Origin of the sequence: Achromobacter ruhlandii (genome assembly GCF_002082135.1) — a bacterium.
GTDB classification, from domain to species: Bacteria; Pseudomonadota; Gammaproteobacteria; order Burkholderiales; family Burkholderiaceae_B; genus Achromobacter; species Achromobacter ruhlandii.
Genome location: NZ_CP017433.1, coordinates 1,583,551 through 1,599,286 on the forward strand (window position 1 = coordinate 1,583,551; position 15,736 = coordinate 1,599,286).

The following is a 15,736-nucleotide window of genomic DNA, read 5'->3' on the forward strand; positions in this document are numbered from 1 at the left end:
GACCCACGATCATGGCTACCGAGTACATCGACACCTACTACAAGCGCACGCTGGGCGATGCGCAGACCTGCTACCCGCCGCTGGCGGGCGCGGCCGAGACCGACGTCTGCGTCGTCGGCGGCGGGCTGGCCGGCCTGACCACCGCGCTGGAACTGGCCCGCCGCGGCCGCGCCGTGACGCTGCTGGAGGGGCGCCGCGTCGCCTGGGGCGCCTCGGGCCGCAACGGCGGCTCGGTGTCGCCGGCGTTCTCGGCCGGCGCCGACGCCATCCGCAAGCACGTTGACGAGGATCACTACCGCCAACTGTACCGGCTGTCGATGGAGGGCGTGGAGATCATCCGCGACAACATCCGCGACCTGCGCATCGATGACGCCCACAAGGTCGACGGCCGCCTGCGGGTAGTGCGCTACGAGGCCAGCGACGCGCTGCGGCGTTATTGCGAAGACCAGTGGCGCGACTTCGGCCGCGACGTGCGGCTATTGAACCGCGCCGAGGTGCGGGAACGGCTGGTATCCGACGTCTACTTCCAGGGCATCGAGGACCTGTCCTCGTTCCACTTCCATCCGCTGAACTACGCCCGCGCCCTGGCGCGCGAGTGCGCGCGGCTGGGCGTGCGCATCCACGAGGATTCGGCGGTCACCCAGGCTCGGCTGGAAGGGGCGTCCAAGCAATTGCGGACCGCCGCCGGGCAGGTCGACGCGCGCACCGTGGTGCTGGCCACCGGCGGCTATACCGATGGGGTGGTGCCGGCGTTGCGGCGCGCCATGCTGCCGATCGCCACCTACATCATGCTGACCGAGCCGCTGGGCGAACGGGTGCGCGAAGCCATCCGCACCCAGGCCGCCATCGGCGACGACCGCCGCGCCGGCAACTACTACCGGGTACTGGAGGGCGGGCGCATCGGCTGGGGCAGTAGAATCACCACCCGTGTCGACGATCCGCCCGACCTGGCCGAGTCCCTGCGCCGCGAACTGCTCAGCGTCTATCCCCAGTTGCAGGGGCTGCGCGTCGAGACCGCGTGGTCCGGGCGCATGGCCTACGCCCGGCACCTGATGCCGCAGATCGGCAGGCTGGCGCCCGACGTCTGGTATTGCACGGCCTTTGGCGGGCACGGCATGAACACCACCGCCATTGGCGGCCGCGTCGTGGCCGAAGGGATTGCCGGCGACAGCCGGCGCTACCGGCTGTTCGAGCCTTTCGGACTGGCGTGGAATGGCGGGGCGCTGGGCACGGCGGCGGTTCAACTCACATATTGGTCTTACCAGGCGCGCGATTGGTGGCGGGAGCGGCAGTCGCGGGCATGACAGGGTGTACAGATGCAAGGCAACAAACAGAGCGTGTTGGCACAACGGCTGCGAGCCCTGCGCCAGGCGCGCGATTGGACGCTCAAGCAGGCGGCGCAGGCCACCGGCGTGTCCACCTCCACGCTCTCGAAAATCGAGAACGGCTTGCTGTCGCCCACCTATGACAACCTGATCAAGATCGCCGCCGGCCTGGAACTGGACGTGGCCGAACTGTTCACCGCGTCCGACGCCCACATGGGCACCGGCCGCCGCAGCCTCAGCCGCCAGGGCGAGGGCCGCCAGTACGAAACCCCGTATTACGACCACCGCCTGCTCTGCACCGCGCTGTCGCACAAGCGCATGATGCCGTTCCATACCCGCGTCAAGGCGCGCTCGTTCGACGAATTCCAGGACTGGAGCCGCCATGGCGGGGAAGAATTCGTCTACGTGCTGGAAGGCGAGGTCGAGCTGTATACCGAGTTCTACGAGCCGGCGCGGCTGAAGGCGGGCGAGAGCTTCTATATCGACAGCCGCATGGGCCACCGGGTGATCAGCCTGAGCAAACAGGACGCGCTGGTGCTGTGGGTGTCCACCCACGCCGACCTGGGCGAGGAATGAGCGGTTCTTCCGGCTGATAAGCCTGGGAGCGCGGGAGGGCGCCGCCACGTCCCGTCCGCAACAGGGTAAAATGCGCCGCCCGGATATCTTCCGGGCAGCCACACGCCGCGCGGCAGTAGCTCAGCTGGATAGAGCACGGGCCTTCTAAGCCCGGGGTCGGGGGTTCGAGCCCCTCCTGCCGCGCCAGGAATTTCCGTGGAATCAATGATTTACGCGTGTTTGGTTGGCGCCGGCATGGCAATTATTAGAATAATCTGGCCGGCGTCGGAACGTTAACAGCGGCAAGATCACGCTGTGCAGCTGGTTTGACCTTCGGCTATATTCCGGCTTCCCGGCCGCGGCACTTTGTCGCCTTCGTTCTGGAGCCGGTTGAAGCGACTGCACCCTTGCCCTTGCCGCGGCCGACATCCGGGGATTCCTGGCGGTGAACGAATTGAGATGAGACGAATGAAGTACGCAGCTCTGATTTTGTCGGCGGTATTGCTTCAAGGTTGCGCCGGATCGCCCTTGTCGAACCTGGTCATGAACCAGCGCTATCAGACGACCAGCGACGTGACGGCTTCGTGGGTTGGGGCGTCGGAGGATGATCTATACATGTCCTGGGGACCTCCGCAGTCCAGCCAGGTCCTGTCTAACGGCCGGGCCAAGATCGTTTCCTACGGCTATGCATGGGTCACGAATACCAGCGACTCCACGACTTGGAATTACGTTCCCGAGTATTCCAGATGCGATCAGCGGTTTCTCGTGGAAGATCACATCATCACCCGCTGGTTTTCCTCGGGTGGCTGCCCGAAAAGGCCCAAGGGGGCCAAGCTGATTCCCGGTGACACGCCGATACCCAAGCCAACCCTCTAGTCGGCCGCATCTCCCGGAAAACCCGCCAAACGTGCATTGGCGGGTTTTTACATTTCCGCTGCCTGGCCCGATCGGTAGGGCCGCGACCTTCCCATCCGCCTGCGCGGGTTCGCTTCCCGTGGTCCACTCCATCGCCCTAGGCTCAGCTCATGACGCAGCGGTCATCGGCGCCCTCGCTCCCGCGGCCTTTGCCCCTGCGCTTGCTGGAGACGGGTTGGGGGGGGGGCGGCGGGCCTCCAGTCTCTGCCGTGAACAGGGCCACCCTGGGACACCACTGTGCGGCTCGTCCTTGAAGCCTGGAACTTTTTGCTTGCGGTCGTCACCCACAGAGACGTGACGCGTAAGGATGCCCCTAATGTCAATGTCTCCCTCTCTAGAGGCGCGCCCTGCCGCTCTCGCCGTGAGCGCTTCATCAACCCAGGTTCAAACCCGCGATCTCGAAGCAGCGGTGCGGCTGGAGCGATATCTGATGCTCCAGGATAAGGTCCGGCAACAAGCTGGCATCGTCCAGGGGCTGAACGACCAGCTTCGCCTGTTGGGGCAGGAAAAGGCCTCGTTGGTTGGCGACGTCTCACTGTCGCAGGCATCTCAAGGCCGGTTGTTGGAGCTTGACGATGAAATCAACAGGCTGGTTGCGCTGCAGACAAAAGAGAGTGTGCGTCTGCGGGAAATGTCTGCCAAATTGGCAGAGGCAATGGAAGCCGTTAACGCGGTCCAGGCAAAACTCTTTGATACCGCAAGTAGCGTGATCACCAATCTCCGCTGAGCGTCAAGCGGCCAAGGCTGGGGGGAAGGCTTGCGCCACGGGATCGTGGACAGGGAACGCTGCGCCAAAGGTGCGCCATGGGCCAGCGGGGCTTGGAGCGGACTAGCTAAGCATGGGGCGGCGGGAGTTTCCCGCATTGGCAGGCGTCTGGCCCATCGCTAATTCCAGTTGCGGCCTCATGCGGTGAGGATCCCCGTCTATTGGCGCGGGAATGATCTTTGTCCGCCTCGCTCCCTGTGCGAGGTAGAAAGCTTCCGCATGAGGTTCCGCGTCGATCGTCAAGACCGTCGCACCGCGTTGCCCAGCGGTTTCCACTGCATGGGCGAACAAGGCGCGGCCAAACCCCTGGCCAATCCACTTCGGGTCGAGCCACAGATTTTCCAGCGCCCACGCGCCGTTGCCGGCAGCCGCCAGCGTGTAAAAGCCGATCACACCGGCGTCGTTCTCGGCCACGACGAAGGGACCCGTGTCAAGCCAGGATTCACGCGGGGTCAGATCTTCGCGCCACTGTTCCAGTTGCCGCGCTGAGTAACCCCAATGCGCCTTCGACGCGAGCGCGAGCTGCCCCAGGCGGGGGATGTCTGAAAGACTTGCAGGACGAAAGCGCATCAAGGTTCCCGGCGGACGGCGATTGACAAGCCGTAGGGTACCGCAACGGGCGCGCCGATCCCTGCGCGTTTCGGCATGGCAATTGCTTGCGGATTCCCACCGGCCAATGACGGCCGGCGAAACGGGAGATGACCATGTTTGCTCACAACAAACGCTTGCAGTACACCGTGCGCGTCGCGCAGACCAATGACGGCCGGCGAAACGGGAGATGACCATGTTTGCTCACAACAAACGCTTGCAGTACACCGTGCGCGTCGCGCAGACCAATCCCGGGCTGGCCAACCTGTTGTTGGAGCAGTTCGGCGGCCCCCAGGGAGAGCTGGCGGCGGCGTGTAGGTATTTCACTCAGGCGCTGGCGGAGGACGATCCGGGGCGCAAGGACATGCTGCTGGATATCGCCACCGAGGAGCTGAGTCACCTAGAAGTGATAGGTACGTTGGTGGCCATGCTTAACAAGGGCGCCAAGGGCGTGCTTGCAGAAGCCACGGAATCGGAGGCCGATATCTACCGGCGCTTGAACGGGCCGGGCAATGACTCACATGTGACGCAAGTGCTCTTCGGTGGCGGGCCCGCGCTGGTCAATTCCGGCGGTCAGCTTTGGAACGCCGGGTATATCGATACCATCGGAGACCCCTCCGCGGATCTGCGTTCGAACATCGCCGCCGAGGCGCGGGCCAAGATCATCTACGAGCGACTGATCAATGCCACTGACGATCCCGGCGTCAAGGAGGCGCTGGGCTTTCTGATGACGCGTGAAGTGTCGCATCAGCGCTCGTTCGAGAAGGCGCTGTATTCAATGGAGCCGAACTTCCCGCCCGGAAAGCTGCCGGGCGATCCGCGCTTTGCCAACGTCTACTTCAACATGTCGCAGGGAGAGGGCGATACGCGTGGGTCGTGGAATAGCGATGAGCATTTCAACTATGTTTCCGACCGCGACGAGCAATGCGCCATTGATGGAGACGGGCTGGCGTCGGTAGGTCTTGCCGAGGATGAAACGAAGGCGCTGCAAGCCATGGTCGCCCGTACGGCATCGGATCCCGCCGTCGACCCGGTGACAGGCACGGAGCTGGGCGACGGCAGCATGCTGACGGATCGCGATCAATATTAAGAGGAGGCCTCATGTCCAAATCACCCTTTCATGCAGAGTCGACGAGCGAACGGCATAACGGTCAGCCGCGGGTCGATCGTCCCGGACGGGATTCAGCCAATCCCGACCCGGATACGGGGTCGGGTTACCCAGCCGGCGGTCATAGACGCGAGCAAGGCAAGGATGCGTACGGTCGCGGGCCGCTGCAACGTCGACAGGCTGGACTGCCCCCTGAGCCGGACAGCGATGCGCCGCTCGAAAAATCCCGTTGAATATCTCAACTTTGGCGGCCTCCTGGGGAGCGGCCGTCCTCTTGGGGCGATCGACCCGCGAACCCGCGAATGCCGTGCCAGGTCGGCCAGATGTGAATGACTGCCGACCGTGTTGGCGCGTCCTCGGTGGGACGCGTGGGCCCGGGCTCGATAGCGCCTCCAGGGCCCTGCCGCCGCAAGAACACGCTGGCGGGCATGGAAGAGGCCGGCCAGCGCGAGCGGCACGCGCAAGTCGCCCGGTGCGCCGGCAGGATGACTCCGGGTCGGCGTGGCCGTCCATGCGCTACCCGTGGCTTTTCGGTCCGCGGCGATCAGGCATTACTGATGCGTGTCCTGCGCGGGTTTGACCGTCTTGGAATCTTCATTCGGCCGCGACGTGGGGGGGGGGGCGTCGAATTCGTCCGCTTTCTTGAGTTGGGTGTGGGCGGCGATATCCAGATCTGGCAAGGAGGATTGGCACGGGCCTGGTTAATTCCGGTTCACTTACGGCTCGTGGGGGATTTCCATGGCACGCAGTGGTGTGCGTGCTAAACCTGAGCCTTAGTCCATTACCCATCCAACGTCTTGAACAGCCATGGTCAATATCTCCCGCGAAACTTCCGAGCAGACCGAGCAACGCCTCCGACGCGTCATCACCGAGGCGCGATTGCGCATATATCCGGGCACCTATGCGTTCACTGAATTTCCTCTGGATGATTTTCCCGGGGCTGTCCGCGAAGATGCGCTTGCGCTGGTGCGGGACGACAACGTATGGAGCCAGCTTATTCCCAGCGATGGGACGCATGAAGAACCATTCGGGCTCTTTCGATTCCATTTTCCGCCGGGCGCGGACAACAGCGGCTTCGTGGGGTGGCTGGCGACGCATTTAAAGAATCGGTTTGGCACAGGCGTATTTGTCACGTGCGGGCAAAATCAGTCGGATGGCGGCATATTCGACTACTGGGGAGTGCCGGCGAGGCTCGCGGAAGAAGTGTTTGGCGAGGTGCGGCGGCTGGTCGAAGGGCGCTGATCAATCCATGTGCCGCACGCGCTGACCGTGCGGTTCGGCTCACGCATTCCTTTTGATTGGGCTGGATTGTCTTGATTTGAGACTCGTTCCCAGCGTTTGCTCGCAATGATGAGAATATCTATTAGTTGAGCCTGTGGAATGGTCTTTTCCGTTGATGGAATATTTGGCAGAATAAAAGCCCGGCCTTTATTCCTCGCGGACGCCCATGAGCAGACATAGATTTGCCCTGAGCAAGATTATCAGCGCGGCAAGAAAAAACTGGCGCCCCTTTCTATTGGGCGTGTCGACCGTATTCTTGCTCGCGTTTCTGTGTATTTTGTATTTACTGGATTCGGCGCGGACCGAACGTGCCGCCATTTTCATTGGCGGCACATTCGCAGGCATGGTCGGCCTCGCAATGTTGGTCTGTCGACGCTGACCCTCGCGGCCCCAGCGGCCCGTCCTCGTTGGCGACCGGGCACGCCTCGCATGCACGGCGCGGCGGCCCGTGGCTGCGCGCGGTGTACAGCCCGTAACCACCGCTACGGCCTTGTTTCAGGGAAGGGCCATACACTGCGCGCATCTTCATTCCTGAGTGGTTGCCATGAAAATCATCTGTGCCTTGGCGGTGCTGGCGTCTTTGCTGGCCGGCTGTGCTGTGTACACGCCGGACGGCGCCGTGGTGGTGGATCCGCACCGGGGTGGCGGCGGCGGATTCTGCCCGCCAGGCCAGGCCAAGAAGGGCAATTGCTGACCGCTGGCGCAATGCTGGCGCGGCATGGCATCGCCAGTCCCCGCGTCCGCCGCCGGTCAGCCTAGACGATGACGGGCTCCGTACGCCGCGTCCTCGTGGCCACCGGAGCGCCGCTCCCGTCCGCGCTCCGCGTGCTTTACCAAGCACCGCAACGCTGTTGCTCCCATCATCGGTATCGCCGCCGGCCGCTAGCGGCGCATGCCGCTGCCTTTGTGGCCGATCCCGTCTGAACAGGAGGGGGGCCGGGCTGGCGTACCCGGCTCCGCGCGGGCGCCCTGGTGAATGTCTGCGCGCCTGATTACGGTATAGTCGGCGCGCAAACGGACCAGGAGGGAAGATGCGCAAGGTGTTGATGGGAATGATCGTGGTCGCGCTGGCTGGTTGCGGTTCGATACCGGTGGATATCGAAACCGCGCCGCGCGCCAAGGCGTCGACGGTGATGGAACCCGCTTATCTGGTGGCGGGCGCCGACAAGGGCGTGGTGCGTATCGTGCGCGACGGCGGCATTGCCGGTTCCGCCCTCAACGCGGTCATCTATGTGGACGGCCGCTATATCGCCAGTCTCGATTCCAACCGCGTGCTGGAATTGCAGGTGCCCGCGGGAGCGCATCGGGTCGGCCTGCAGATGATGAACGTGGGCGAGCCGATCCAGTATCTCGACCTGGATGTGGTGGCCGGCCATACCTATGATTTCCGGGTCAGCGTCACCGGCAACGGATGGACGGCGGACGGGCACCTGGACCGCCTGAGATAATCATTCCCCTGCATTCCATGTTTCGCTCCCTGTTGCCGAGCCTCTGCGCGCTGCTCGCCTGGTTGCCCGCGCAGGCCCAACCGACCTGGCAGTATCTCCTGCCGCGGCCGGATGGTTCGGCCATCGCCTACTACCTGCAGCGGCACGACCCGGCGCGGGCCGCCGACAGCCTGCTGGTGGTGGCGCAGGGCTCCGACTGCAACAGTGTGGCGCACAATCGCGCCATCCACCGGTACCTGCGGCATGCCCTGCCAGGCGCCGACCTGCTCACGGTCGACAAGTACGGCATCGAGGTTTCCCTGCCGTACCGGGACGACGACGGCAGCGAAAGGGCCGACTGCCCGCCCGCTTATCTGCGGCACGACAACTTTGACCAGCGCGTGCGCGATTACGCGGCCGTCATCGGCCTGTTGCGCCGGCAGGAGGGGTATGGCCGGGTAGTGGCCGTGGGCGGCAGCGAAGGCGCGGTGGTGGCGAACCTGCTGGCCGCCCGGGGCGGCCTGGTGGATGCCAGCATCGCCTTCAATGGCGGCGGGCGCTGGTTCCTGGAGGACGTGCTGCACGGCATCGCGACGGGCGATGCGCCAGCGTCCGAGAAGGCGCAATCCATCGAGGGATTGCGCGGCTTCGCCCGCTACGTGAGCGAGACGCCGTCGTCCGACTTGGTCGCGAGCAATCATGGCCACGAATGGTGGCGCCAGGCGCTGGCGCTGGATCAGCGGGCGCTGCTGGAGCAGGTGCGCACGCCGTTGCTGGTGATCCAGGCGGGCGCGGACACGTCGGTGTCGCCGGATTCGGTGGCGCGGATGGTCGATGCGCTGCGGCGCGCCGGCCGCGGCAATATCGAGTATCGCGCCTATCCCGGATTGGATCATGGCCTGCGCGAGCCCGACGGCACGCCGCGCATGGGCGAGGTGGCGGCGGACATGGCGGCGTGGATCGGGGCGCTGCCGCCGCCTGCGCCCTGAGCGCCTTTTCTACAATACGGGCTGGCTTCATCAGGACAGACCATGCCCACTCCCCAGGACATCATGCGGCACTACGACTCGGATCCGGACGAGAATCCGTGGGTGCGCGGCAGGCCGGCGCCGGAGCCCGTGCGGGTCGCGCCGTACGACCCCGAGTGGCCGGCCCTTTACGCGCGGTTGGCCGCGGATATCGGCGCCGCGCTCGGCGCGGCGCTGCTGCGCATCGACCATGTCGGCTCGACGGCGGTGCCGGGCCTGCCGGCCAAGCCGGTGGTGGACATCGACGTGGCGCTGGCCGATCCGGCCGACGAGCCCGCCTACGTGCCGGCGCTGGAGGCCATCGGCTACGTGCTGGTGATCCGCGAGCCTTCGTGGCATCAGCACCGCTGCCTGCAACGGGCCGCGCCCCGGGTCAACCTGCATGTGTTCGGCCCGGACTGTCCCGAGAACATCCGCCACCGCATGTTCCGCGACTGGCTGCGCGACCATGACGACGACCGTGACCGCTATGCCCAGGCCAAGCATGCCGCGGCGCGCGGCGTGGACCAGGTGGCCGACTACAACCTGCGCAAGCAGGCGGTCATCCGCGATATCTACGAACGCATGTTCCGGGCGGCCGGTTTCATCTAGCGCCTGCGATCAGCGCCCACCCTCAGGGGGTGACGACGGCGCGGCGATGCTGTACAGGGCGGGATGGGCCGATGGGCCGATTGCGGCGGCGGGAATGGCGGTTGCTGACTCCGCATCGTTCATTGGTTTGATACAAGGAGAACCGCCATGAATGATGCCATGAAGGAATGCATCGAGGCCTGCCTGGACTGTTACCGAACCTGCCTGGAAGAAGCGATGGGCCATTGCCTGGAGGCGGGAGGACAACACGTCGAGCCGGGCCATTTCCGTCGCATGATGGCTTGCGCGGAAATGTGTCGGACATCGGCGCACATGATGCTGTTGGGCGCCGAAAACCATGCGCAGGTATGTAATGTCTGCGCCTCCGCATGCCGTGCCTGCGCGGCCAGTTGTGACGCCATCGAGGGGATGCGTGCATGCGCGGACACTTGCCGCGCGTGTGCACAGGCCTGTGAACGCATGAGGGGATGAGGTTTTCGGCAGCGGGGCGACTCAGATGCCGACGGTCTGGTCGATATGGCGCGCTTGGTCATGGAAAACGAATGGCCGGCGCAAACCGCGCGCGGAACGCGATGGGGTGGCAGTCTTTTAGGCCAATGCTGGCCGCCTTATCGGACGCCGCCCGTGCTCCTCGCCATGGCGCGGGCGTAGACCTCCAGGGTGCGGTGCATCTGGCCCGCCAGGCGCAAGTGCGATTCGGCATAGTCGCGCGCGTGGGCCACGGCGGCGGCGGTGGCGGCGGGGTCGTTGCGGATCCGCGTGATGCGGTCGGCGAAGCCGTCGATGTCGCCGGGTTCGGCCAGCCAGCCGGTGGCGCCGGGCCGGACGAGCTCGGGCAGCCCGCCGACATTGCTGGCCACCACCGGGCAACGCACCGCGAACGACTCCGGCACCACGCGTGACCACGCTTCGGTGGCGGAAGGCACCAGCACCACGTCGGAAGCGTGCATCATGTCGGCCACATCGCCGCGGTGACCGGTGAACACCACATGCCCGGCGATGCCCAGCTGCAGCGCCAGATTGCGTAGCGCGTCCGCATAGGACTGGGTGGTGGCGGTGGCCATGCCCACCACCAGGGCGGCGGCCGGCACCCCCTGGCGGCGCAGCCGCTGCACCACGCGCAACAGGTCGGCCTGGCGCTTTTCGGGGCGCAGCATGCCGATGGTAGAGATCACGCAGGCGTCCGGGGCCAGCGTCAGTTCGCGCCGCACCAGGCGGCGCACGCTGGATTTGTCGGCGGCGCGGAAGAAATCCTCGCCGGCCCATTCCCCCACCACACTGATGCGGTCGGCGGGCGCGAGCCCGGCATCGACCAGCGCGTCGCGGCCGGCCGCGCTGGTGGCGATGACCTGATCGCAACCCAGCTTCCATTCCAGGCGGCGGCGCGCGCTGGTGGGCATGGGCTTGGCGAAGTGGCGTGTGCGCACCACGGCGCACAGGTCGCGGCATAGCGCGGCGGTCTTGCCGTCGGCGCGGCTGTGGCTGTCGATGACATCGATGTGCAGCCGCCGCACCGCGCGGCGCAGCCGCAGTACGGTGAGCGGCGAGTAGGGGGCGTCGAAGTCGATGTCGATGGTGGCGATGCCGCGCTGGCGCGCCGCCAGATTGATGGCGCTGTGCGCGGGCGCGGCGATGGCCGCGTCATGGCCGTGGCGCGCCAGCCAGCCGGCCTGGTCGAGTGTGCGGAATTCGAGTCCGCCCAGGCTTTTTTCGCCGAGAGTATGCAGGATTCGCATGGCCTGAATAAAGGAAGGGATCGGCCCGATTACGTCAGGCGCGCGCCAGGGGCGCGTGCGCCAGAACCTGCTCGCAGGCGTGCAGGACCTGGTCCGGGGTGATCGAATTGATGCCGTCGGGCGGATGCCGGGGCACCACGTCGGCGGCGCCGCGTCGGCGCCAGAACCACTCGGGGTTGGGCTGGTTGAAGACGCCGACGTACGGCACGCCGGCGGCCTGCGCCACATGCGACGGGCCGCAGTCGTTGGCGACCACCAGCCGCGCGCGCAGCATGATCGCGCTCAGTTCGGATAGCGGGCGGCAATAGGCCACCTCGATATCGGCGCGGCGCAAGGCGTCCAGCTCGGCGCGTTCGCGCGCTTCCTGGCGCCCCAGCACGAAGGTGTAGCGGGTGTCGGCGCCCAGCAGCGGCTTGAGCCGGTCGGCCAGCCGCAGGTAATGCGCCAGGCTCCAGCGCTTGAACGGGCCCGAGCCGCCACCGGGAACAAACACCACGTCGGCGCCGAGCGTGGTGTGGCGGTGCGTCCGGGCCAGTTCGGTGAAGCAGCGGCGCGCCGTTTCCTCGGCGTTCAGCGGGCGGTATGCGGCCAGCAGGCGCAGGTTGGCCAGGCCGATGTATTCGGCCTCGTCCTTGCGATGGCAATGGGTCCACACCAGGTCGCTGAAGCGGGCATTGCGAAAGCCCAGGCGGATGGCCGGCAGCCGCAGCAGATTGATCAGGCCGAAGCGCTCGCTGCTGTGGTGCAGGCTGACCGAAACCCGGGTGTGGCGTGACAGGCTGCCGAGGTAATCGCGCAGGGTGCGCGCGCGCAGGAATTCGTCGACCCAGGGCAGGCCGCGATAGATGTGGCCGACATCGTCGCGCGCCACCACCTTGACCCGCTTGTCGGGCCACCATGCCTTGAGTTGGTAGAGCGTGGCGAAGGCGACGATCTGGTCGCCCAACTGGGGCTGGCTTCTGACGTAGACAACAATGTCCGACACGCGACCTCTCCGGGGTAGCCGATGTATTGGCTACGAAATCTAAAGGAGGAGGCGGCGAAATTTTCTTCGATAGATTTAAAGAATGTGAAGATTGGGTCGGCGCGGCTTAATAGAAATACATATCTGCGGCGCCGGGAGCGGGGATGGCCGTGCGGCGGAGACGGGCGCCCCGGCCGCGTGGCCCGCGTGCCGCGTTCAACTGATGTTCTCCCAGCCGCGCATGCCGTCCCGCGGATGCGGCGGCAGGGGCCGGGTCAGGCGGCGCGTCAGCGCCACCGCCTCTTCCAGCGTGGCCACGGCTTCGTGCGGAATGCCAAAGGCCTTGGCGGCGAGCGCGCCTTGGCGGCTGGCCTCGGCGCGCCGGGCGGCGTCCGGCTCGACGCTGATCTGGGCCCGGCACAACAGGCCCAGCCGCGCCTTGTTGTGTTTGAGCCAGAGGCCGCGCTGCTTGCGGTCTTCGTGCGTTTCGGCCGGGTCCAGTTCGATGTAGGCAATGGTGAATGGCTGGCCGGCGGCCAGCAGCGCCTCCATTTCCGTCTGCCACTGCGCGGCGTAGCCGGGCTGGGCGTGGGTCGGGTCGAACAGACAGAGCGGAAAGCGCCGGACGTCGTGGATGCGGAAGGGGACCGAAAGCAGGCTCATGAGGGGCTCCTGGTGGGGGGCGAGGGGGAAGAGTCCGGTGTCGCGGGCGGCAGGCCGGCGCCAAGCGCCTTGTACAGGCCGATGGCGTGGCGCACGCGCGCCAACTGGCTCAGCGCCAGGGCGTCGCGCGCCTGGTAGGTGGTGCGTTGCGCGGTCAGCACGTTCAGATAGCCGCTCAGGCCGTTGCGGTACAGCCGCGTCGCGCGGTCGAGCGCATCCTGGCTGTCATGCACGGCCGCGGCCAGCGCCCGCTGGCGCGCCTGTTCGGCGTTCAGGCCGGCCAGCGCGTCCTCGACGTCCTGGAAGGCGCGCTGCAGGCTGCGCGCGTAGGCCAGCCGGCTGGCCTGCGCCCGGGCCTCGGCGGCGCGCACGCCGGCCGCCGCCTGGCCGCCGTCATAGACCGACTGGCTGGCGCCGACGCCAAGCGACCACAGCACGCTGGCATCGCTGAACAGGTTGTGCAGCAGGCTGGCGGCGCTGCCCAGGCCGAGCGGAATGACGAAGGTCGGAAAACGGTCGGCCGTGGCCACGCCGACCCCGGCCGTGGCGGCCGCCAGCCGGCGTTCGGCGGCGCGGATGTCGGGCCGGTTGCGGATCACCTCGGAAGGCAGGGCGGCCGGCAGGGCCGGCGGCACCAGCAGCGGCTGGCCGGCGGCCATCAAACGTTGCTTCAGCTCGGCGGGAAAGCCGCCCGCCAGCACCCCGATGGCATGTGCCAGGCGGGCGGCGTCACCCTCCAGCTCGGGTACGCGGGCCTCGGCCGCCTCGCGTTCGGCGCGCGCCTGGGCCACTTCGGCGGGGGTGCCGAGCCCGTGGCGCGCGGCGCGTTGCGCCAGCCGCTCGGCCGCCACCAGCGTGGCGATGTTGTCGCGAGCGATCGCGCCACGCGCCTGCGTGGCGCGCAGCGCGGCATAGTCGGCGGCCAGTTCGGCCAGCAGACTGACGCGCACCGCGTGGCCGTCCTGGGCGATGGCCTGCACCTCGGCGTCGGCGCGTTCGAGCGCGCGGTGACGGCCGCCGAAGACGTCCATTTCCCAACTGGCATTCAGGCCCAGGGTGTAGGCGCGCGATTCGCCGATGCCGGGCGGGTAGTCCAGCGCCCGCGGCGAGCGCGAGGCGGTGGCATTGGCCTGCGCGCCGACCGAGGGTCCCAGGCGGCTGGCGACCTGGTCGCGCTCGGCGCGCGCCTGCGCCAGTCGCAGGCGGGCGATGGCCAGGTCCTGGTTGCGCGCCAGGGCCTGCTCTTGCAGCAGGTCCAGCAACGGGTCGTTGAAGGCCTGCCACCATTGCGTCAGCGTGGCCGGGTCGGTGGCCGCGGCGTCCGGCAGGGCTTCCGACCAGTCCTGGGGATGGGACGGGGTCTCCGGTCGATAGTCGGGGCCGACGGCGGCGCAGCCGGCGAGCGCGAGGGCCGTGGCCAGGGTCAGGAGGGGGCCGCGCGGCGCGCGGCGGCGGGGGGCGACGGGCGCCGCCGCCGGGGGCGAGTGGGGGATCCGCATGGCTGGCTTCCTACATCAGGTCGCGCAGCCAGCCGGCCAGGCGGCCGCGCGCCACGTGTGTCTCGCCGGGCTGGCCGATGTCGACGCTGCACGTCATGCCAGCCGCCAGCCGCACGCCGTCGGGTAGCGCGTCGATCTCGATGCGCACCGGGATGCGCTGCGCCAGGCGTACCCAACTGAAGCTCGCCTTGACCGCCGGCAGCCCGTGCTCGTCCTGGCCGTCGTTGTCGTCGGCGATGCCGTGCCCGATGGAGGCGACGCGGCCATCGAGCAGCGGCTCGAAGCCCATCAGCTTGATGCGCGCGGGGGCGCCGGGCCGGATCCGGCGCAGCTTGGTCTCCTCGAAGTAGCCGGTGACCCAGAAGCTGTGGGCGTCCAGCACGGCGATGCCGGGCTGGCCCGCCAGCGCGTAGTCGCCGGCGCGCAGACGCAGCCGGGTGACGAAGCCGTCCACCGGCGAGCGCAGCACGCTGCGCGCCAGGTCCAGCTCGGCCACCTCCAGCGCGGCCCGCGCGCGGCGTGCCTCGGCCTGGGCGATGGCGACGGCGCGACCGGCGCGCTGGATGTCCTCGCGCGACACCAGGTCGTCCAGGCCGCTGCGGCGTCGCGCTTCGTCCTGGCGTTGGCGCAGGGTCTCGTCGGCGGCGGCCGCTTGCGCGCGGGCCTGTTCCAGCGCCAGTTCGAAGCGGCTGGGGTCGATGCGGTAGAGCACGTCGCCGCGCTTGACTGGCTGGTTGTCGTCGACGGCCACCTCGGACACCGTGCCTGAGACTTCGGGCGCGACGCGCACTACGTGGGCGCTGACGCGTCCGTCGCGGGTCCAGGGCGCCAGCACATAGGCATTCCAGAGGGCGGCCGCCAGCAGGCCGGCGGCGGTCAGCGTGGCCAGCGTCAGGGCCACGCGCGTGGTTTTCTTCAATATCGGAGACATGGGCATACGGCAATCAAAGGGTCAGGATCAGCAGGGACACCAGCGCCAACGACACGGCGAACTCGAACAGGGCGGGGTGCCAGACCCGCCGCAGCAGTCCGCTGCGCGCCATCACGACGCGCAGCAGCCAGTACAGCGGCACGGTGGCGCAGGCATAGAGGAAGAATGGCGGCACATAGATGCCGGCAATGGCGAATTCACTCAGCACGGGATAGCTCCGGGAACGGTTGGGCATTGAAATAGCCGGCATGGTCCTGGATCAGCCAGTGGATGTCGGCGAAGGCGGCCATGGCCTTCTGCGCGGCCTGGCGTTGCGCGGGCGGCGTCGCCGGCTGGCGTGCCAGCAGCCGGGCCAACTG

At 67.2% G+C, this 15,736-nt stretch carries 18 protein-coding genes and 1 tRNA gene; 12 read left to right on the forward strand and 7 right to left on the reverse strand.

Going from position 1 to position 15,736, the window contains the following annotated elements; all coding sequences use genetic code 11:
• Window positions 1-11: 11 nt before the first annotated feature.
• From AruCF_RS07230 to AruCF_RS07250, 5 genes are all read left to right on the forward strand, one after another.
• A complete protein-coding gene (locus tag AruCF_RS07230) occupies window positions 12-1,304 on the forward strand; it encodes an NAD(P)/FAD-dependent oxidoreductase (protein ID WP_049072793.1) in 1,293 nt (430 codons plus the stop codon).
• A 12-nt stretch (window positions 1,305-1,316) separates the two neighbouring features.
• Window positions 1,317-1,901: a helix-turn-helix domain-containing protein gene (locus AruCF_RS07235; RefSeq protein ID WP_049072794.1), complete on the forward strand. Its 585-nt coding sequence runs from the start codon at window positions 1,317-1,319 to the stop codon at window positions 1,899-1,901.
• A gap of 109 nt (window positions 1,902-2,010) precedes the next feature.
• A tRNA-Arg gene (locus tag AruCF_RS07240) sits at window positions 2,011-2,087 on the forward strand.
• Between the two features lie 261 nt (window positions 2,088-2,348).
• On the forward strand, window positions 2,349-2,756 hold the full coding sequence (locus AruCF_RS07245; protein ID WP_049072795.1) for a hypothetical protein: 408 nt from the start codon (window positions 2,349-2,351) through the stop codon (window positions 2,754-2,756).
• A gap of 355 nt (window positions 2,757-3,111) precedes the next feature.
• The gene (locus tag AruCF_RS07250) at window positions 3,112-3,522 is read left to right on the forward strand and encodes a hypothetical protein (RefSeq protein WP_144419105.1); all 411 of its coding nucleotides are present in this window, start codon (window positions 3,112-3,114) and stop codon (window positions 3,520-3,522) included.
• Window positions 3,523-3,624: 102 nt separating this feature from the next.
• Here the strand turns inward: AruCF_RS07250 and AruCF_RS07255 are convergent, their stop codons facing one another.
• A complete protein-coding gene (locus AruCF_RS07255; RefSeq protein WP_049072797.1) occupies window positions 3,625-4,131 on the reverse strand; it encodes a GNAT family N-acetyltransferase in 507 nt (168 codons plus the stop codon).
• Window positions 4,132-4,345: 214 nt separating this feature from the next.
• Here AruCF_RS07255 and AruCF_RS07260 point away from each other — a divergent pair, with 214 nt between their 5' ends.
• The 7 genes from AruCF_RS07260 (at window position 4,346) to AruCF_RS07285 (ending at window position 10,055) form a co-directional block, all read left to right on the forward strand.
• Window positions 4,346-5,239, forward strand: a complete 894-nt coding sequence (locus tag AruCF_RS07260) for a manganese catalase family protein (RefSeq protein ID WP_049077618.1) — start codon at window positions 4,346-4,348, stop codon at window positions 5,237-5,239.
• Between the two features lie 825 nt (window positions 5,240-6,064).
• A complete protein-coding gene (locus tag AruCF_RS07265; protein WP_049072798.1) occupies window positions 6,065-6,499 on the forward strand; it encodes a DUF6196 family protein in 435 nt (144 codons plus the stop codon).
• Window positions 6,500-7,082: 583 nt separating this feature from the next.
• A complete protein-coding gene (locus AruCF_RS29440; protein WP_167352796.1) occupies window positions 7,083-7,232 on the forward strand; it encodes a hypothetical protein in 150 nt (49 codons plus the stop codon).
• Between the two features lie 337 nt (window positions 7,233-7,569).
• The gene (locus AruCF_RS07270) at window positions 7,570-7,986 is read left to right on the forward strand and encodes a hypothetical protein (RefSeq protein ID WP_049072799.1); all 417 of its coding nucleotides are present in this window, start codon (window positions 7,570-7,572) and stop codon (window positions 7,984-7,986) included.
• 17 nt (window positions 7,987-8,003) lie between these two features.
• Window positions 8,004-8,954, forward strand: coding sequence for an alpha/beta hydrolase family protein (locus tag AruCF_RS07275; protein ID WP_049072800.1), 951 nt, complete (start codon window positions 8,004-8,006; stop codon window positions 8,952-8,954).
• A gap of 42 nt (window positions 8,955-8,996) precedes the next feature.
• Window positions 8,997-9,584, forward strand: coding sequence for a GrpB family protein (locus tag AruCF_RS07280; protein WP_049072801.1), 588 nt, complete (start codon window positions 8,997-8,999; stop codon window positions 9,582-9,584).
• A 147-nt stretch (window positions 9,585-9,731) separates the two neighbouring features.
• Complete coding sequence (locus AruCF_RS07285) at window positions 9,732-10,055, forward strand: four-helix bundle copper-binding protein (RefSeq protein ID WP_080977363.1); 324 nt, start codon at window positions 9,732-9,734, stop codon at window positions 10,053-10,055.
• Between the two features lie 137 nt (window positions 10,056-10,192).
• Here the strand turns inward: AruCF_RS07285 and AruCF_RS07290 are convergent, their stop codons facing one another.
• The 6 genes from AruCF_RS07290 to AruCF_RS07315 all read right to left on the reverse strand — a co-directional run bounded on the left by AruCF_RS07290 (window position 10,193) and on the right by AruCF_RS07315 (window position 15,585).
• The gene (locus AruCF_RS07290) at window positions 10,193-11,320 is read right to left on the reverse strand and encodes a glycosyltransferase family 4 protein (protein ID WP_049072802.1); all 1,128 of its coding nucleotides are present in this window, start codon (window positions 11,318-11,320) and stop codon (window positions 10,193-10,195) included.
• 34 nt (window positions 11,321-11,354) lie between these two features.
• Window positions 11,355-12,305, reverse strand: a complete 951-nt coding sequence (locus AruCF_RS07295) for a glycosyltransferase family 9 protein (RefSeq protein ID WP_049072803.1) — start codon at window positions 12,303-12,305, stop codon at window positions 11,355-11,357.
• 195 nt (window positions 12,306-12,500) lie between these two features.
• The gene (locus AruCF_RS07300) at window positions 12,501-12,947 is read right to left on the reverse strand and encodes a hypothetical protein (protein WP_049072804.1); all 447 of its coding nucleotides are present in this window, start codon (window positions 12,945-12,947) and stop codon (window positions 12,501-12,503) included.
• Entirely contained in the window at window positions 12,944-14,446 is a 1,503-nt protein-coding gene (locus tag AruCF_RS07305; RefSeq protein WP_080977364.1) for an efflux transporter outer membrane subunit, read from the reverse strand. The genes AruCF_RS07300 and AruCF_RS07305 overlap by 4 nt, the downstream gene beginning before the upstream one ends.
• 10 nt (window positions 14,447-14,456) lie before the next feature.
• Complete coding sequence (locus tag AruCF_RS07310) at window positions 14,457-15,377, reverse strand: efflux RND transporter periplasmic adaptor subunit (RefSeq protein ID WP_049077622.1); 921 nt, start codon at window positions 15,375-15,377, stop codon at window positions 14,457-14,459.
• A 13-nt stretch (window positions 15,378-15,390) separates the two neighbouring features.
• Window positions 15,391-15,585, reverse strand: coding sequence for a DUF1656 domain-containing protein (locus AruCF_RS07315; RefSeq protein WP_049072805.1), 195 nt, complete (start codon window positions 15,583-15,585; stop codon window positions 15,391-15,393).
• Between the last annotated feature and the right edge of the window lie 151 nt (window positions 15,586-15,736).